Annotated in this window: 13 protein-coding genes; 11 read left to right on the forward strand and 2 right to left on the reverse strand. The window is 49.7% G+C overall.

Annotated elements, in window-relative coordinates; all coding sequences use genetic code 11:
• The first annotated feature begins 67 nt into the window (after positions 1–67).
• The 3 genes from MGMO_RS09460 to MGMO_RS09470 all read left to right on the forward strand — a co-directional run bounded on the left by MGMO_RS09460 (position 68) and on the right by MGMO_RS09470 (position 4,524).
• Complete coding sequence (locus MGMO_RS09460; protein WP_082458335.1) at positions 68–2,233, forward strand: TonB-dependent siderophore receptor; 2,166 nt, start codon at positions 68–70, stop codon at positions 2,231–2,233.
• 106 nt (positions 2,234–2,339) lie between these two features.
• Positions 2,340–2,873, forward strand: coding sequence for a GNAT family N-acetyltransferase (locus tag MGMO_RS09465; protein WP_023494831.1), 534 nt, complete (start codon positions 2,340–2,342; stop codon positions 2,871–2,873).
• Positions 2,874–3,327: 454 nt separating this feature from the next.
• Positions 3,328–4,524 carry a hypothetical protein gene (locus MGMO_RS09470; RefSeq protein WP_023494832.1) on the forward strand — a complete coding sequence of 399 codons (1,197 nt, stop codon included), beginning with the start codon at positions 3,328–3,330 and terminating at the stop codon, positions 4,522–4,524.
• Positions 4,525–4,643: 119 nt separating this feature from the next.
• Here MGMO_RS09470 and MGMO_RS09475 read toward each other — a convergent pair whose 3' ends face one another.
• Positions 4,644–5,027 carry a hypothetical protein gene (locus tag MGMO_RS09475; RefSeq protein WP_023494833.1) on the reverse strand — a complete coding sequence of 128 codons (384 nt, stop codon included), beginning with the start codon at positions 5,025–5,027 and terminating at the stop codon, positions 4,644–4,646.
• 741 nt (positions 5,028–5,768) lie between these two features.
• On the opposite strand from MGMO_RS09475, the gene MGMO_RS09480 reads away from it, so the two are divergent.
• The 3 genes from MGMO_RS09480 to MGMO_RS09490 all read left to right on the forward strand — a co-directional run bounded on the left by MGMO_RS09480 (position 5,769) and on the right by MGMO_RS09490 (position 8,703).
• Positions 5,769–6,083: a hypothetical protein gene (locus tag MGMO_RS09480; RefSeq protein ID WP_023494834.1), complete on the forward strand. Its 315-nt coding sequence runs from the start codon at positions 5,769–5,771 to the stop codon at positions 6,081–6,083.
• Positions 6,084–6,243: 160 nt separating this feature from the next.
• The gene (locus MGMO_RS09485) at positions 6,244–6,975 is read left to right on the forward strand and encodes a hypothetical protein (protein WP_023494835.1); all 732 of its coding nucleotides are present in this window, start codon (positions 6,244–6,246) and stop codon (positions 6,973–6,975) included.
• Between the two features lie 303 nt (positions 6,976–7,278).
• On the forward strand, positions 7,279–8,703 hold the full coding sequence (locus MGMO_RS09490; protein WP_023494836.1) for a PepSY-associated TM helix domain-containing protein: 1,425 nt from the start codon (positions 7,279–7,281) through the stop codon (positions 8,701–8,703).
• Between the two features lie 196 nt (positions 8,704–8,899).
• On the opposite strand, the gene MGMO_RS09495 is transcribed toward MGMO_RS09490, so the two are convergent.
• A complete protein-coding gene (locus MGMO_RS09495) occupies positions 8,900–10,153 on the reverse strand; it encodes an amidohydrolase family protein (RefSeq protein WP_023494837.1) in 1,254 nt (417 codons plus the stop codon).
• 321 nt (positions 10,154–10,474) lie between these two features.
• Between MGMO_RS09495 and MGMO_RS09500 the strand changes: the two genes are divergently transcribed.
• The 5 genes from MGMO_RS09500 to MGMO_RS09520 all read left to right on the forward strand — a co-directional run bounded on the left by MGMO_RS09500 (position 10,475) and on the right by MGMO_RS09520 (position 18,840).
• Complete coding sequence (locus MGMO_RS09500) at positions 10,475–11,002, forward strand: RNA polymerase sigma factor (protein WP_023494838.1); 528 nt, start codon at positions 10,475–10,477, stop codon at positions 11,000–11,002.
• Positions 11,003–11,071: 69 nt separating this feature from the next.
• On the forward strand, positions 11,072–12,046 hold the full coding sequence (locus MGMO_RS09505) for a FecR family protein (RefSeq protein WP_036307366.1): 975 nt from the start codon (positions 11,072–11,074) through the stop codon (positions 12,044–12,046).
• 361 nt (positions 12,047–12,407) lie between these two features.
• Positions 12,408–14,924 (forward strand): TonB-dependent siderophore receptor, encoded by a 2,517-nt coding sequence (locus tag MGMO_RS09510; protein ID WP_407656516.1) that lies wholly within the window; start codon positions 12,408–12,410, stop codon positions 14,922–14,924.
• 56 nt (positions 14,925–14,980) lie between these two features.
• Positions 14,981–16,246: a PepSY-associated TM helix domain-containing protein gene (locus MGMO_RS09515; RefSeq protein ID WP_023494841.1), complete on the forward strand. Its 1,266-nt coding sequence runs from the start codon at positions 14,981–14,983 to the stop codon at positions 16,244–16,246.
• A 116-nt stretch (positions 16,247–16,362) separates the two neighbouring features.
• Positions 16,363–18,840, forward strand: coding sequence for a TonB-dependent siderophore receptor (locus MGMO_RS09520; protein ID WP_023494842.1), 2,478 nt, complete (start codon positions 16,363–16,365; stop codon positions 18,838–18,840).
• The last annotated feature ends 32 nt before the right edge of the window (positions 18,841–18,872 follow it).

Genomic DNA, 18,872 nt, shown 5'->3' on the forward strand with positions numbered 1-18,872 from the left:
ATTGTCTTGGTCGTGCGATCGTTGCCTCCCATATTTAGTCTTTACTTTAAATTATGATTATAACCCTATGTTCATAATATTAATACTTATTGGGATTGGTATAATTTCAAAGCAGGTGCTGAAGGAGCAGCAGGTGATTACGTTGGGTGATGCCTTGAAAAACGTCAGTGGTGTTACCACCAGCAACCCCCGCACTGTCCAGGACGGACGCGGGGGGGCTTCACAAAACATCTTTTTACGGGGGTTTAGTTCCGAAACCTTTTTTCGTAACGGCTTTAGGCTACAACAAGGCGCTGCAAGCAGGGAAATGGCCAACGTCGAATCTGTCGAGGTGCTCAAAGGCCCGGCGGCTATCCTGTATGGCTTAGTCGAACCCGGCGGCATGGTGAACGTGGTCACTAAACAGCCGTTGACAACGCCTTACTATGCCCTGAACCAGCAATTTGGCTCATACGACCTCTACCGGACGACGCTGGATGCCTCCGGTCCCATCGCCAATAACAAGGATGTGTTGTACCGGATGAACATGTCCTACCAAAACAGCGGCTCGTTCCGGGACTTTGTCGGCACGGAAGACGTGTTTTTTGCGCCAGTGCTGAAATGGAATATCAGCCCGAAAACCCAGGCCACGTTTGAGCTGGAATATAACCATGCCCACAGTGGGCTTGATTTCGGGTTTGTGCCCACCAGCCCGGACGGTAAAACCTTGCTCCGTATCCCCATCAACCGCAATTTCGGTGCTTATTCGCCTTCCACCACGGAAACAATTTTTGGCGGCATCAACTGGTCGCACCAGTTCAATGACGACTGGGCCATCAAGCACCGTTTTTCGGTCAATCAGATGGGCACGTCAATCCCAAGTCTTATAGTCCCAACAGGTGTGTTTGATGATGGCTCCCTTGCCGATCAAGCATTTGGGCTGGGGATAGGAGGGCTGCCAGCGCCGAGTGGGAAACTAGTCCAAAGGCAGCAAAATGAAGTGCGTTCCCAGTATAATACTTATTCCACCAACCTAGATCTGGTCGGCCATTTCGATACGGGCTTCCTTAAGCATACCTTGCTGGTGGGCGGCGACTACTACCGGATGAACTCCAATACCACTTTTAAATATCCAAGTACTCCCTTCCAAGTTAGTTGGGTCAGCCTCAACAACCCGGTCAACCCCGGCTCGCCCGAGGGGGATTTTGGGGGTGCAGCCAGTAACAATACATCTCAAAATCAAACTGACCAATACGGTTTGTACGCGCAAGACCAGATCAAGCTGCCGTATGGTATCCATATCACTGGTGGCTTGCGTTACCAGTATCTCCACCAGAGCAATTCAAGTATAAATCCCAACTCTCCTGCCTCTAATACTGCCACTGCCCAGAGCCAGGATGCGGTGACACCCCGAGTCGGTATTTTATGGCAACCCAAAGACTGGATAAGCTTGTATGCCAACTATGTCGAAAGTTTTGGTGCCAATGATCCGGGCGCCCTGGTTTTCCCCGGCAAGCCCATTGCACCCACCAGCGCCACCCAATACGAGGGCGGCATCAAGACCCAATTTTTCGATGGGCGCTTGCGTGCTACCTTGGCCTACTACGACCTAACCAAGACCAATGTCCCGTCCACAGACCCGAATCCCACACATATTTGTGGCGGTAGCCGTTGTGCCATCGCGCTCGGCGAAGTCCGCAGCCGGGGGCCGGAACTGGATATCCAGGGCGAAATCCTCCCTGGCTGGAATGCGATCGCCACCTGGTCCAACACCGATATCATCGTCACCAAGACCAACGGGACTAACGACCCAACATCGGGCGATTCATCAGGGGGCGCGGGAGGTGCACTTGGCCTCAAGCCTGGTGACCGTGTGCAAAACGTACCCCGCAATACCGCCAGCTTTTGGACGACTTATGAAGTCCAGGAATCCGAATTGAAAGGGCTCAAATTTGGTGGCGGGGTCACGGTACGGGACGGGCAATCAACCTTTGGTGGATTCGACAATAACTTCAATTTATTACCTTCACAAAAATTACCCGGCTATACCACCGTTGGTTTGATGGCGGCCTATAGCCGCGATATAGGCAAGGCCAAAGTCACCGTCCAGTTCAATGTCGATAACCTCCTGGATGAGAAATATTTCACGACTGCGGTGCGTACCCAGATCGATCCAACAGTCGGTTCTAATGGGGCTGGTGTAAGTTTCGGTACGCCGCGTACATTTATGGGGCAGGTCAGTGTGCAGTATTAGGACTTAGGGCGCATACCAGGACGGATAACAACGCACGGATACTCCTTGCATATCTTGAAAATCGGCAGGTTTGCACGTCTAATCCGGCCTATGAACTTGAAAAAAGATGAAATTACCCGTCAATCAAGAAGTGTATATCAGGCCATTTCGTAAGAACGATGCCTTATCTTTTGTTGAAGCAGTGCATGAATCCGTCGCAACGGTAGGCGCATGGACGGACTGGTGCCGCCAAGGCTACTCACTGCAAGAGGCCGAATCATGGTTTAAACTTTGCAATCAAAATCTTGCCGCTGGACTAGCCTACGATTACGGCCTTTTCTCCGTATCTACCGACCAAGTGCTGGGCGGCATCGCCATCAATCAGATAAACAAAGAACATAATTTCGGGAATGTTGGCTATTGGGTTCGCCAATCGCAGCAAGGCAAGGGTATTGCCTCACAGGCTACACAGGCCATTACAACTTTCGGTTTTCTGGAACTTAAACTGACCCGGCTGGAAATCGTAGTCGCTGAAGAAAATATCGCCAGCCGCAGGGTGGCCGAAAAGGTTGGGGCGAGATTTGAATGTATTGCACGTAATCGGTTGGTCATTTGGGGAGTGCCGCACGATTCTGCGGTTTATTCATTAGTTCCAAGTTAAGGAATCTCTGAATAAGTTGATTCCGCTCATGGTTCGACACACTCACCACGAACGGAATCAACGCCTTACCGTTTGTCATGAGCTTGGCTAAGGACTTGTTTGGAGTCTCCTTAAGAAAGTCGCTTGTGCCATAAATCCCGATTGACGAAAAAATTCAAAAATAATCCTACCCCCGCTGGGGTTTTCACTGGCTTTAAACGTCTTATAGATGGACGTGGAATTTACGCCTGCCTAGCAGTTTTGACACGATTATTGATTCGGCCTTGTGAAGTATTAAGTTTCCGTTCGCCTTGAGCCTGTCGAAAGGCGGTGTGTGCTTCGACAAGCTCAGCACGAACGGTTCAGACATTAAAAGGCCGAATCTATAAGCGTTGTCAGTATCGACCTTGAATGCTGAGGCCGATGGACAAGTTGATTCCATTAAACATTCAGGTCACTACTGTTGAGAAAACCAATGCCAAAATATAACGTGGAAATCCTCCCTAGGTTTTGCCGGATAGCGACGGCATTCCTGATAGCGATTTTATCTTCGTCGATTGTAGGCAACTTTGCTTATTCGGAAGAAGCGAAACCCGACCAGGACCTCTTTACCGCCGCCGCTTTTGGCCCGGATGGGCGGTTGTGGCGGGTGCTGCCGTCGAAAGATGCGGTTGCGGTGGATTTTTCCCTGGATTACGGTAAGACCTTCAGCAAGCCAATGCGCATCAACCCTAAACCGCAACCGATGAATTTTTGGGATGAGAACCCGCCGTCGATTTCAGTCGATAAGCAAGGCCGGGTGTATGTGCTGTATTTCGCGGATGATAAGCAAGATTTTACTTCCTATTTCAGCCAATCCGATGATGGCATCCACTTTAGCGAGCCTGTCAAAGTCAGCTCCAAGGCCGACACCCATGTCCATTACCAAACGGAGATGTTGACCGATCCGAAAGGCAAGGTGCATTTTTTATGGCACGACGACCGCGATGCAGCGGAATATGCCAAACAGGGCGGTGGGGATTTGTCGATTTACCATGTCGCCGCCGATCCCTCCAAAGCCATGCCACAAGACCAACGCACCGCCAAGAACATTTGCTCCTGTTGCCGCAGTGCGGTTGCACTGGATGTGGACGGTCGTCCGGTGGTGTTGGCCCGATTCGTGTACCCAGGCAATATCAGAGATCACGGCATGTTCAAGCTGCTCGAGGACGGCTCGGCGAGCGCACCCTGGCGTGTGACTTATGACGACTGGAAAATTGAAGGTTGTCCAACGCACGGCCCGGCCTTATCCATAAGCAATGATGGGCGCTACCATATCACTTGGTTTAGCCAAGGTAAGGCGCAGAGCGGGCTGTTTTATGCATGGTCAGTGAACCAAGGGAAATCCTTCAGTCGCCCATTATCCATCGGTGACTCCAATAAGCTGCCGGGTCGAGCGGACGTGATGGCGCTTGGGAAAAAGGTCGCTATTGTTTGGAAAGAGTTTGACGGCAAAAAAACACAGGTTTTAGCCGTACGGTCAGATGATAGCGGTTTAAAGTGGTCACCGCCGAAAAGCCTTGCCGAGACTATTTCTGCATCGGCGCATCCTGCACTAATCCATGACGGCAAACGGATGTTCTTGACTTGGAATACGGCCGATAAGGGTTTTCAGTTAATTCGGGTTGATTGATTGGCTATGCTTAGCCGCCTTCGCGAAAAGGCTTAAATGAATGTAACTTTAACCGGCGGGACACCATGCCCCGCCGGTCCTGCAACCTGGGGTTTAGTCAATCACTCCCAGTGATACCTTTAGACATCACAACGTTGCGTTGTGCCACAGCAATCAGCCATGTTGCCGCCGTGTTTGGCGCAATGCTCGGCACTACAGTTATGCGCTGCCGCACCTGTGTGGGTTGAGCAATTGACGGTAGAACAATTTTTCGCCGCCGCTACCAAGTGGCTGTCGCAATGCGGGGTATCGCACACATGGGCTTTAGCGGTAGTTTCTGCGGAGCAATGCTTCGCACAGGCTCCGCTTTTAGCGCCAGGATGTGATGCGCAATGTTTAGCGCAATCATGGGCAGCGGCGGTTTTGTGGGCATCGCAATGCTTAGGATGGGTTTTCGCCCATGCACCGGTCGAAACCAAAGAAATCGACAAGGCCAGGGTAATCAAAAGTGTACGTAATTTCATGAGAGGGGGACTCCATTAAGTTATTACGGTTTCACGTTAACAACAAAACCCTAATAATTCAATTAAACGATGTCATAAGGCACAATTTTATTAAATCACCCCTTCCTCAGGGCTGAAGCCGCAACCAACATTTTTGTGCAACTAAAACCCTGTGCTAGGTTTAATTGGGTGAAACTTGTGATTTAGGCAAAATGTCCCGTTTGACCCCAAAATTCGGCCTAAAAGCTGTGCGATATCACATACCCGTTGCGGCATATCACGCACTTTTCCCTGAAAGCCGCTCAGGATAGGCGTTTCCGAGGATGCCTAAAACTCCATAAACTGTGTGGAATAACACAACTTTAAAAAAACCGAAAAAATTCAACCTTGAATAAAATGTTTTTTGATGGGTGCGATATTACTGACCAGGATAGGCAGCTCTACTATTCTACTGTTTAATCAATAAGATATGTAAATCATGACGAAAGACTGAAAGGTCGATTTAAAGCGCTTTAGGCCTTTACTGATCCGAATCTGTTGGCATAGCAATTGCTTTACATTAATTGTCTACCCTGTGGTATTGCGGTGGCTACCCCCTCCGCCCACAGCTTGGCATTGCAGTATTGTTGTACTTTTGCTTATCCGGCTTCATTGCCGCGTAAGTTGCATCCTTCCTCTTTAAGGGTGGGTTGATAACATCACTATCAGCCTGCCTTCTTTTTCTAGGAAGTTTAAGCTTAAACATAAATCGGAGACATCCCTATGAAGATAAGTGACCTGCTATCCGTACCCATGACAAATAGAATTGAACCGATCACTCGGTTTAACTGGCTGCCATCGAATTTAACGTCTTTAGTCGCCTTAGCGATAATTTTGACCTCAGGTGTTGTGGCTATGCAAAATTTCCGAGAAACAAAAATGCCGGAGATTAAATCCCTTGCATGGTATATGGCTAACCCCAAAGATGCCTTGGCACAAAATAAGGAATGCTATGACAATCCGCAATTAAAAACGACAGAAAATTGTGTCAATTCATTACAGGCCTTGGAAATCACCCATAAAGGGCCAAACTCCTAAGTTAGGGCGACGACCATAACTCGGGCGATTACTCGAATGCAAACCATCCTCAATTTCAAGCGACGGGGTCATCACCCATCCGTCGCATCCTTCCTCTCTTTGCGGGTTATTTTAGACGGTTTGGCTTACTTAGCCCGCATTTTTTTACCTCGGTGCCACCATGAAAATAAACCCAAACACCTTAGCCATACCCACAATCCCGCCCATCCATATTGGCCGGCGTAACGCTTACCATCAGGCTGGGCTGGCCGTTGCCGTCTACCTGGGCAACCAGCAGAAAAACTTGCCTGCGCTGCATTTCCAGGTCGCGGTAAGGCTGCCTGAGCTAAAGGTTGGTATGGGTGGGCGATTAACGCGAACGCCAGGTAGGTATGCGGCAAGGCTGGAAGGTGGCCGCTTAATCCCTTATTTGCCTTATTCTTATGAGAGTGCGACGCGGTTGTTGTCGCCCCTTGAAAAACGCCAGTGCCAATGCGCGTTTGAAGCGGATGTCGTCAACCTGCTGGTCGGGTCGTTGGCCGAGGCGAAATATGTCGCCCTGCGCGATGGTGAAGTCTTCAATGCCAACTTGGTTTATTTGGGCGCGTTGAAGTTTTACGGCGGCGACCAAGAGTTGAAGATAATCGACGGATATATGGCCTGTCTGCTACCCGACAACCAAGCCGAACAGCGCAAAAAACTGGCGGAACTGTTTCTGGCTGCGTACAGCTTTATTAACGACAGGCAAAACTGGCAAGCCATCAAGGCCTTGGCAGAAGCGATTTACAACGACCCCAAGGAAGTGTTCACATGTGAAGAAGTCATCGCATTGGTGGAATTGGGCCATTCGTCAACTCATGTTGTCTCCCAAAATTTCTCATTCGATAATGCGGTCGAAAGGCCGATGCATTGAGCATTGACGCATCCAAAGGCATAACCTTCAGCGCATTTTTGATTTTGGCTCAGCCGCACATTTATGGGATCTATTAATGTGCCGTATTAATACCGCAAGGCAAATAAGTTAAGCGGATTTGTCGCGCTATCATATACGACTTAGCCGTATTCATTACCCCTTAGGTGTTAGAAGTGGTGCTTGTAGGCATTAGAATATATTCGCCGAATGCAGCTAGTTGATGTGTTGGGTATAATTGGCGGTAACACTGCTGGCCTTACCGCCATTCTACTTGCATAACGACTACCGCCTACCTTCAATAGCATGCAAACGCCCCCAAAAAAACGGTTAATACGCCTAGCGACTATTTGTGTGTCTGCATTTGTTCGCTTGCTTCAATATGGCGCAAGGCGAATACGAATTAAAAAATGGTTCACCAGAAAGGCGTGGCTCAGTGTCCATCTGTGCCTGGCACTGGGCGTGGGCTTTATTTTTGCTGTGTTGGGTTTCACGGGGAGTATTTGCGTTTACCGTGAAGAATTGGATGCGTTGTTGAATCCGCAATTGGTGGTTGAGGAAGCACAAGGCGATTATCAATCGCTAGACGATATCATGGCATCTGTTCGGGCGGTACATCCTGACCGTCATGGTGAATGGACATTGGAAATGCCCAGATCGGCCGATGGCATGATAACCGCTTGGTTCGACAAACCCAGGGAGACTTATTTCGAGCGTTATGCGCCCTTGATGGTATCAGTCAACCCTTATACGGCGGAAGTGGTGGCGAGCCGCTTTTGGGGGCAAACAGTGGCCACTTGGCTATTGGATTGGCACACGCAGTTACAATTCGACCAAGCTGGTTGGGATATCGTCGGTTATTGCAGCTTATTGATGATGGTGTCGGTTTGTACTGGGCTGTATTTGTGGTGCCCTGGGGTGCAAAACATTCGATTGGCACTAAAAGTCAGGTTAAGGACTGGCTTGATGCGGTTGCTGTTCGATTTGCATCGTCTGGTAGGTATACTGACTGCCCCAGTCTTGTTATTGCTCGCCATGACCGGATTCCATCTTAGTTTTCCCTCGATCTTGGAAAACCTCTCCGGCTCAACGGGGATGGCGCATGGGGAAACGGGGCGTACCATCAGCAGTACGGCGAGCCCTAATGGCCACCCTACTCTTTTGGAAGCCGCCGAATTTATTGCCCGTGGCCCGTTCCCGAATGCCGAGTTGCGGCGGGKGACCACACCCGACGGTAACAGCGGTGTTTATCGGGTCAACTTGCGCCAAAAAAGTGAAGTGAACCTACGACACCCCTATACGACGGTTTGGGTAGACCGATGGAGCGGCCATATTAAAGAAGTCAGGAATCCTACTGCATTCAGTGCCGGGGAAACCTTAATCACTTGGATGTGGCCGTTGCATACGGGCGAAGCGTTGGGCGCATTCGGGCGGTTTTGCTGGTTCCTTGCCGGGCAAAGCTTGTTTTTCCTGTACCTAAGCGGTCTCGTGCGTTGGTTGCACCGTAAGGGTAAGGTTCAGGATCGGGCAGTCGGTTTTAGGGGCTTAAGGGATTTCAAGGCACGGCTTAAAAAATCGGCCTATCAACTGCTTGTAGCAATAGACCAATGGATGAATGTATTGGCGCAAACAGCCCTTCCCTTTATGAGTCGGGTGGTTGCCAACTTGTCGAAATGGCTGGTGTGTGGATTCGATTATTTTCAATCAAGAGCAAAAAGTAAGCGGTCATAAGATGGCATTTGCTGGCTTCCCAAGCCGAAATTAAAGGCAAGCCCCGTTAGCAGTACTAGGGGGGCTTGCCTTTTAGGTTGTGTAATCAAAAGCTTATTGGTTCAGCCTTATGGAGTTTCACCTGTCGAAAAGCAAGCGTACTTCGACAATTTCAGCATAACGGTTTCAAACAACAACGGGCCGAATCATCGATGGCTTAAAATTTATTGACCACCAACCGTCCGCCAGACATCACCAAATCAGGATATTCCAGGATTTTGAAGCGTTCGAAAGGATTGCCGCGTACTGCAATGATATCGGCAGGCGCTCCCGGAACCAATGTACCAAGCAAAGGATGCACACCTAACCGTTGTCCTGCTTTAGAAGTGGCCGACTTGAATACATTAACAACATCGTCGAAATTGATGGCGTCTGCGCCGTGGGTCAAATGCATCATCGTGCGCATTTCTTCGCCGTTGATGCCCCAAGGCACATTGTCGTGAGCCACTTCAGAACCATAGATGAAATTTGCGCCTTTTAATCCTAAACTAAACGCATTGGCATGCAGTCCATTTGGGCCGCAAGAAGCCAAGGTGTCCAGTGTGGTCACGAAGGTTATCCCATTGTTAACCGCAGCTTGTAGCGAAGCATCGCTGATTGTCGCACAAGGCGTATGTGCCAACTCGTCTACTTTAGCCGCCACGGCACGGTCGAAGCCGATTTGCTCGCCGACATGGGCAATAACCCGCTTGCCCAGTATATGCGCTTTTGTCACAATCGCCTGCACGATGTCATCAGAAAGGATCGGCCAAGGCGCGGGTGGAATAGGATGGTCGCCGTGGGGTTGCATCCAAGGCGCACCTATTTCACCGCCCGGCTCAAGCGCAATTTTTACAGCCGTCGCGCCGCCATCAACCAATTGCTGCACTACCTTCTGAGCTTCTTCAATGGTCGAAACAGTAATACCGATTTTATCCAAGCCACCCAGTGTATCTTCAGGGGTGAATATATTTAACGGATAACCGCCAACTGCTTGGATAATTGGGCCGACACTCAACAAACGAAGTTTACCGTTACCACCTTCTATAGGCTGTAAAGGCCCGCCAGTGTCTTGGACTGTAGTGATGCCGTGTTCCAACACCTTGTCTTTTCTGACGTTTTGGAAAGTGACATGGGCATGGGATTCGATAAAGCCCGGCATGAGGGTTGCGTCGCCAAGGTTGATTTTCTTGCGGCAAAGCCCGCTTAACGACTCCGGTGTGCCGATTTGTTGGACTTTGTCGCCTTGAATCAGTACAGCCATGTTGGCTTGCGGATAATTAATGCCGTCAAACAATTGTTTGGCGATCAAAATCCGGCAGGGTTGTAAGTTCTCATGGGCATATGCCTGGAAACTAATGCCCAGCGCAATGAGGAAGGCGCTTGTCACGCTTAGTGCAATTTTTTTGTTATGGAAATAAGGTTTATGCATTTTGTTGGTTCCTAAAAATTCTTATTAAAATTATTTTCAAATCATTGCCAACGGCAGCGTAAGTTGATTCTTATAAGGGATAAGTTGGCAATCAATAAGCAAAGCAAGTATTGCGCCAGCAATGTAAGTAAATGAATTTATTAAACTTATTTGGGTGACGTTCGTACAGCCACAAAAAAGTGTGTGATATGACGCAGTGGGTGCTTCATATCACACACTTTTTACAGCGATTACAATATAAGTTATTGATTAAACATTATAATTAATAAGGCACATAATTTGCTTTCTATCTGGATTAGCCGCAGATATGTATGCCTTACCATGAACGCCGATATTTCCGCCTTATATACCGACTGCCAACGCGATCTGTTGGGCTTTCTCACCCGTAAGCTCCATTGTCCCGACACTGCCGAAGACATTGCGCATGAGTCGTTTGTCATCCTGGTCCGGACAGCCGGGGAGAGTGCCATCGACCATCCCCGCCGATTCCTGTTCAGGACGGCGGCTAACTTGGCTGTGGATTACGTCCGCCATAACAAGGTCGTTGAACGTCATGTGGAGCAGTATAACCATCACGGCGAAGAAACCCTGGCGGCATCGCCGGAACAGGAAGTGTCTGAAGCTGAATGGTCAAGATTGTTACAGGCGGCCTTATTGGAATTGCCGCCCAGGACGCGGGATGTTTTCGTCCTGAATCGGCTGCACGGCTTGAGTTACCTGGATGTCGGACTTCACTTGGGCATCTCCGAAAGTGCGGTGGAAAAGCATATCAGCCGGGGGATCCAGCATTGCCGCAACCAGCTTGGTCAGCACTTCTTGCCGCCCGGCAAAAGTAAATTGAGGGAATAGCCTGCAGTAAACGTCTTTACTATAACAAGCGGATTTAGTGTGTTAGTTTTCGACGTATATAATGCCCTTATGACTTCTCAACCCAATGACCCCTCCGAGGTTAGCGATTTAGGCCAACGCCGAATTTCCCAACAGGCAGCCGACTGGTTTGCCAAGTTGCGTAACGGGCAGGTCACCGAGGAAGAACGACGGCATTTCCAACGATGGCTGGCAGCCGACCCTGCCCATAGCAAAGCCTTTGAGGAAATCCAGGCGTTTTGGGACGACTCGGCATTAAGCAAAGGACTTAAGGCTATCCCGCTATCAAGCCAGGGTAAACGGCAGTCCCGATTTTCATCGCTGCATTATCGGTTCGCCGTCCCGCTAATAGCTGCCAGTCTTATCCTGGCAGCCGTCATTTTGCAGCCCTACCTCAACTGCTTACAGGCCGACTATTGCACCAGCGTCGGCGAATCACGCAGCATACAACTGGCTGACGGCAGCACGATTACGCTGAATTCCCAATCGGCGGTCAAGGCCAATTTTCAGGGTAACACGCGGCAAATCCACTTGCTGCAAGGTGAAGTGTTGTTCGAGGTTAAACGCAATACCGCACAGCCATTTTTGGTCGATGCCCAATTCAGCCAAACGCGGGTGTTGGGTACCCGATTCATCGTCCGCGAAGACCAACATTCCGATACCATAACTGTCATAAACGGTGTTGTTGCCGTCAGCCAAAACCAGCAACAACCCGCGATTTTGCATGTCAACGACCAGCTTACCGTCGGCGAAGTCACAGGGAGAATCCAACAAGTTTCGGCGACCAAGGCCAGTGCGTGGACATCCGGCCATCTTGTGTTCGATAGCGCGAACTTGGGCGTTGTCATAAAAGAAATCAGTCGTTACCGGAATGGCACGGTCATTATCAAAAATAGCCGGTTGAAGGCACTGAAAGTCAGCGGACGTTTTGATATCCGCAACCCCGATAAAGCGCTGCAGGCGCTGGAACAAACCTTGCCAATCAAGATGTACCGGCTAACGCCTTGGCTGGTCGTGATTATGTGATTGCACTGTTTGCAATCACATTTAAACGCCAGCCTGACTCAGCTTATAGATTCGGCCTTTTAATGTCTGAACCGTTCGTGCTGAGCTTGTCGAAGTACACACCGCCTTTCGACAGGCTCAAGGCGAACGGAAACTTAATACTTCACAAGGCCGAATCAATAGTACACATCGGTTTAGTTTAACGTTGGCCATGGATTCACCAGGAAAAAACACGACCTGCGCCTGATTCCAAGATAAACAAACATGCCAAACTGAAAAAATTTTCACTTTCCTGTTGGGGTAATTTGAGGGCTAAAACGTCTTTATTCTGAACCCATAAAAAACGGATGAAGATCCCACACAGGAGAAGGCGTTGAAAACTATAAAAACGACAAGGCACAAGGGCGGCGAGACATTGGCATTAACCATCCTGACGATACTCAACTCACCGTTTACTATCGCTGGCGAACAAACCCAAGCCTTCCATATCCCGCCGCAAAGCCTGTCCGGTGCGTTGAACGATTATGCCGAAGCGGCGAATGTGCAACTGAGCTATCCCGCCTCGCAAGCGGCGGGATTAAGGTCGAACGGCATCGACGGTGACTACACCTCAGAACAAGCTTTACAACAATTGCTGACAGGAACGGGCTTGTCCGCTAAACAAACTACGAATGGCACGGCCACGTTGGTAGGACAGGGCGGGTTGGTGAAAGTGGCGGATACTAGTCAGCCAAGTGACGCTACCTTGCCTAAAGTGACGGTAGAAGCCGACTCGGGTGATCCCTACGACGACCCCAATTGGGCAACCGACCCTTATAACAAAGCCTATACGACAAGGAAATCCGCAACGGCGACCAAAACCGACACGCCCATTTTCGATACCCCCGTTTCCGTGCAAGTCGTGCCGAGGTCAGTAATGGACGACCAGAAAACCACCCGCATAAAAGACGCGCTGGAAAATGTCAGCGGTGTGCGGGCGCAACCCACTTTGGGAGGCGGCAACGGCTTTATTATTCGCGGCTTTCGCAACAGTAGGGTATACCGTAACGGCCTATTGGCTAACGCCGATGGCTTTTCGTCCGAATTCGATGCTGGCAACGTGCAAAGCGTTGACGTGCTCAAAGGCCCGGCGGCTGTTCTGTTTGGCCGAATCGAACCCGGCGGTTTGGTTAATGTAACCACCAAGAAACCCTTGGATATTCCATATTATTCACTGGAGCAACAGTTCGGCTCGTACGATTATTACCGTACCCAGTGGGATGCGACCGGGGCCGTTACCGATGATAAAACCGTGCTGTACCGTTTTACCGGCGCATATCAAAACAATAATTCCTTCCGGGATTTTATTTTTACCGATCGGGTATTGGTCAACCCCAGCATCACCTGGCGACCCACGGATAAAACCGATCTAACCTTAAGCGTTGAAGGGCTGGATCAGGATTATCAGGCGGATTTCGGTATCCCGTCAATCGGCAAACGACCAGCGCCTATCCCCATCAGCCGTTCGCTGGATGATCCCAATAGCCCGGTGGACCATATCTCCAAAGCACAAGTCAGCACTGAAATAAATCACCGCTTTAATGACGATTGGGCGATACATAACCGTTTTCTCGCCAGCTTTGACGATGAGGCGTCCAGCTTTGTCAATCCGACCCCCACATTTGGCCCCAGGGAGCTTGCGCTGTTGCCGGATGGCACCCTCAAGCGCAATATTTTCGGTCAAATTACCCATAATGAAACCTATGCCACGAACCTGGATTTGACCGGAAAATTCCGGCTAGGTTTTTCCAAGCATGAAACCCTAGTGGGTTTCGACTTCTTCCAGTCCACCCAAAAGTACCATTCTTTCGGTGAATACAACGACCCCAATCCGGCACTTAATATCAATATCTTCAATCCAGCACCCAGCTATGGCATCAGTCCTGCGCTGATTCGGCAAACCCTGGCACGCCCTGCCAATTGCTGTGCCAATACCGGCTTTGCCGTTTTCAATAACCAATGGTACGGCGCGTATTTCCAGGATCACATCACCCTTTGGGACAAACTGCATATTTTGGGTGGCGGACGTTACGATTGGGCGGATACGGGTTTTTCTTATACGACCTCTTTTAACCTTTCTGAAGCGACCCTGCCGTCACGCAAAGACGAAGGCTTTAGCCCACGGGTTGGGATTCTTTACCAACCCATCAAAGAACTAGGGATTTATGGCAATTGGACGACTTCGTTCAGTGCCAATAATGCACCCGCTGCCAACGGTTCAACCTTCGACCCACAAAGGGGTGAGCAGTTTGAAGTGGGCTTAAAAACCCAGTTGTTTGATGATCGGCTGTTGGCAACTTTGGCGTATTACCATCTGGTTAAGGATAATATCCTTGTGCTTGATTTGAGTACGGTCAATATCAATGACAAGATTGCCAATAAGCAACGAAGCCAAGGGATAGAACTGGACGTGACGGGACAGGTCACGGATAAATTGAGCGTGATTGGCAGCTATGCCTTTACTGATGCAAGGATACTCGTAGATCATGGCGGCAATACTGCCGGAAATAGGATGCCCAATGTTCCTGAGCATTCGGGCAGCTTGTGGGTCAAGTACGACCTCAATGGTTATGGATCGCAAGAAGGCTTTAGTTTTGGTTTGGGCGGTGTGGCTGCGGGAGCGCGGCAAGGCGATTTTGCCAATAGTTTCCAAATGCCGGGTTATGTCAGGATGGATGCCTTTGCCGCCTATAAAATGAAGATGGGGCCCACCAAGGTCACCACGCAGTTCAACATCCGTAACCTCTTGGATAAAACCTATTACGAATCGACTGACCCTGATTCCAATATTGCTTCAAGCCTGGGCATTGCCCCCGGTGCGCCGCTGACGGCCATTGGGTCGATACGGGTTGAGTATTAGTGTAAACCATGCACGCCAGGTGCATGTAGCGTTCCCTGGCGTGTAGGTAAAAAACGATGAAGCTATTCGACCATAACTTGCCGCAAGGCGAAACCGTAAACAGGCAGGACACCAAACGTACCCGCTTGCTGAAACTTAAATCCCGCCGCAAACTCTGGCTGGATGTGCACTTGTGGCTGGGTTTGGTGTTGGGTTTGTTCTTGTCCATTTTCGGCATTACCGGCAGCATCCTGGTGTTTCATCTGGAAATCAATGAACTGTTGAACCCGAAACTTCTGACGGTGAAAGTGCCGGAAATTAATCCTGTTTACAAACCGCTGGCTGAGATTTTTCAGGCGGGGCATAAAGCCATGCCGGGCAATGCGGCGAATACGTTTGCCAGCTATCCGCGCAACAACGAGGCCGCATTCAAGATGTCCTATTCCTTGCCATTGACGGGGAATAAGGACGGCGTAACCGAAAGTTGGGAAGTTTACGTTGACCCCTATACCGCCAAGGTCATCGACAAGCGGTTGATGGGCTCTTCTGACAGCCCTTTTCCGCTTACCTTCATCGGTTTTATTTTCGAGCTTCACTACGCCTTGTTTTTGGGCGAAGACCCAGGCTACTTGGTCGTCGGTATTATGGGCGCTTTGTTGATCATTTCTACGCTGACCGGGCTGGTGGTCTGGTGGCCGCTGACCGGAAAATGGCGACAGGCCATGACAATCAAATTTAAGGCCAGTGCGGAACGGCTGAACTTCGACCTGCACAAGACTTTTGGCTTTTATTCGGCAATCGTGCTGATTCCGGTGTTGTTTTCGGGAGTCTATATGGATGTGCCGCAGCATGTCGTGCCGGTATTGGAACTATTTTCCCCCGTGACATACCGTTACTGGTTTAAGTCTGATCCGACATCTGGAAAACCATCCATCACGATGGCAGAAGCGGTAAGCATCGCCGAAAAACGCTATCCCACAGGGCGGGCCGACTGGATTTACGGTGCGACCGAACCGACCGGGACTTACTCCGTTTGTAAAGACGGCGTGGAAGAACCGGGCAGTTTGATACATCGTCGTTGCGTGGCGATAGACCGTTACAGCGGCGCTATCCTTGATGTGGATGATCCCGCTATGGGTACGGCTGGCGAGGTGTTCGCGCATTGGCAATGGCCGTTGCATTCCGGGCAAGCCTTTGGCTGGACAGGGCGCATCTTAGTGTTTTTAAGCGGCCTTGCTTGTCCGGTGCTGTTTGTGACCGGGGTTATCCGCTGGCTGCAAAAAAGGCGCTCCAAACGGCATAAAGCGCCACAAGGCATCCATCAGGCAAAAGCTGTCGGCTAAATTGCCGACCACTTCAACGGTAACAAAGTTGCATTTCCTCTTGGGGTAAAACCCTGCCTCAAACGTCTTAATACTGAATCCGCAAAAACGGATGAAAATTCCACACTGGAGAAGACGTGAATACTATAAAAACAACTACTGACAAAGGCACGAAGACATGGGCATTGACCATTCTGGCGATATTCAACTCACTATTTTCTCTCAATGAGGCACAAGCCCAAACTTTCCACATCCCGCCGCAAAGCCTGTCCGGCGCACTGAACGACTATGCCGAAGCCGCCAACGTGCAATTGAGCTACCCCGCCTCACATGCATCGGGATTAAGGTCGAGCGGCATTGAAGGCAACTACACCCCGCAACGCGCCTTACAACAATTGCTGGATGGAACGGGCTTGTCCGCCAAGCAGACTGCCAATGGGACGGTCACGTTGGTGGAACAGGGCGGTTTGGTGAAAGTGGCGGATACGAAACAACCGGAATTGTTGAGTGACGATACCACATTACCTAAAGTGACAGTGGAAGCGGATGTGGAAGCCGATCCTTACGATCCGACAAATACAACGGATCCCTATAACAAATCCTATACGGCAAGTCGCACCTCAACAGCCACAAAAACCGACACGCCGATCATGTCAACGCCTTTTTCTGTAAAAACGGTCACGCAACAAGTCTTGAAAGACCAGCAAGCTGTACGTATCGAAAAGGTTATGCAAAACGTGAGCGGGGTAGTACGTACTTCCAGCATTGGCAGTGGCGTTGATTCCTTCAATATACGTGGGTTCAATAATACGAGCATGTATCGCAATGGTGTACTTTTCCCATCAACATTCAACTCCAGCGGCATCGGGCTGAAGCGTGACCTTGCCGACATTCAAAGTATCGATGTATTGAAAGGCCCAGCTTCTATACTTTTCGGGCGTACCCAACCCGGCGGTATTGTCAATATCACCACCAAACAACCCTTAGCAACACCATATTATTCATTAGGTCAACAATTCGGTTCATTTGATTTCTATCGCACTACACTGGATGCCACCGGCCCTCTCACTAAAGATGGTGACTTGCTCTATCGGTTCAACTTAGGATACGAAAATTCGGATTCGTTTGAGGACTTTGTCTATAACGATAGAGTCCTGGTGGCGCCAGTCCTGAAATGGAATATCAGTCCACAAACGCAAGTCATCTTTGAATTGGAATATTTGCATTCCAACGACCAACTTCAAAATGGCATCCCGCCGATTACAGGCTCAAATCGTCCTGCGCCCGTTGCCCGTGGTGTCAGCCTGGGTGAAGCGTGGTCGAATGAATTTACCGACGATGTGTTGGTCGGGATGAATTGGTCGCATGCTTTCAATGAAAATTGGACGTTGCGCCACCGATTTTTGGCAGACTTTCTTGACCAGGGTGGTAATCCGGGGTCGTTTGCCTTAGAGGATGCCCAGCCGAATGGGACCTTAAGGCGGGCCGCAGCACAGATTGTTGGAGGCCCTAAAGCTGACAGGTACTTTAATACGGTCGACCTTACTGGGAAATTTGGTACTGGGCCTGTCAAACACACCTTGATGGTCGGTGGCGATTATTACCGGACGGATGAATCACTGGTCAATCAATATTGTTGTCCCGCAATCTCCCAAACACCGGCATTTAATATTTTTAGGCCAATACACACCAATGCGCCACCAGCAAATTTGATAATACCCGCAAATGCTTTCGGCCCGCTCAACTGGACAACCGAATGGTATGGCGTTTACCTGCAGGATCAACTTGAACTCCCTTTCAATCTATATGCCCTGGGAGGGTTACGTTATGACAACGCTACAACACGTGACAATGTGGCAGGAAAGATCAGCAATGAAGACGATAAAATAAGCCCCAGAGGCGGGCTTCTTTGGCAACCGTTAGAATGGTTGTCTGTATATGGGAGTTATTCCGAAAATTTCGGTACCTCAAATGGTTTTAAGTCTGGCAAGCCCTTGCCCTTTGAAAAGGCCAAACAATGGGAGTCCGGTTTAAAAACCTCCTTTTTTGATGACCGCTTGACGGCTACGTTTTCTTATTTTGAGCTGACAAAACAAAATACCAGCATTCCCGATCCTAATGACCGGCCTTTCGGTGTTATAGCGGCGGGCGAACTGGAAAGCCATGGGGTTGAATTTGATGTCGCTGGTGAAATTTTGCCCGGCTGGCAGCTAATCGCCAATTATGCCTATACTCCATTTGCCGAAATTACCAAAGGTAACGCTCTAGCATTTCCACCAGTCGGTAGCCGTTTTGCCAATGTACCCTTACACAATGGCAATCTTTGGAGTACCTATGAATTTACGACGGGGCAACTTCAAGGATTCAAGTTAGGGGCTGGCATCAATGCCGTTAGCCAACGGGAAGGTAATCCAGGAAATACCTGGCAAATTCCCGGTTACGCACTCGTCAACCTTATGGCAAGTTATAGCCTTAACATAGGCAAGGCTACGACTCATTTCCAGTTAAATGTCGATAACTTGCTCGACCACAATTATTTTTCGGGGACTGACGACAGTACCGCTTATTACGGTGCACCACGGACATTTATGGGCACGGTACGGGTTGAGTATTAACGCTTAATGAAGGGCGGATTACGACGCGTGGT

Origin of the sequence: Methyloglobulus morosus KoM1, from assembly GCF_000496735.2 — a bacterium.
Taxonomy (GTDB): domain Bacteria; phylum Pseudomonadota; class Gammaproteobacteria; order Methylococcales; family Methylomonadaceae; genus Methyloglobulus; species Methyloglobulus morosus.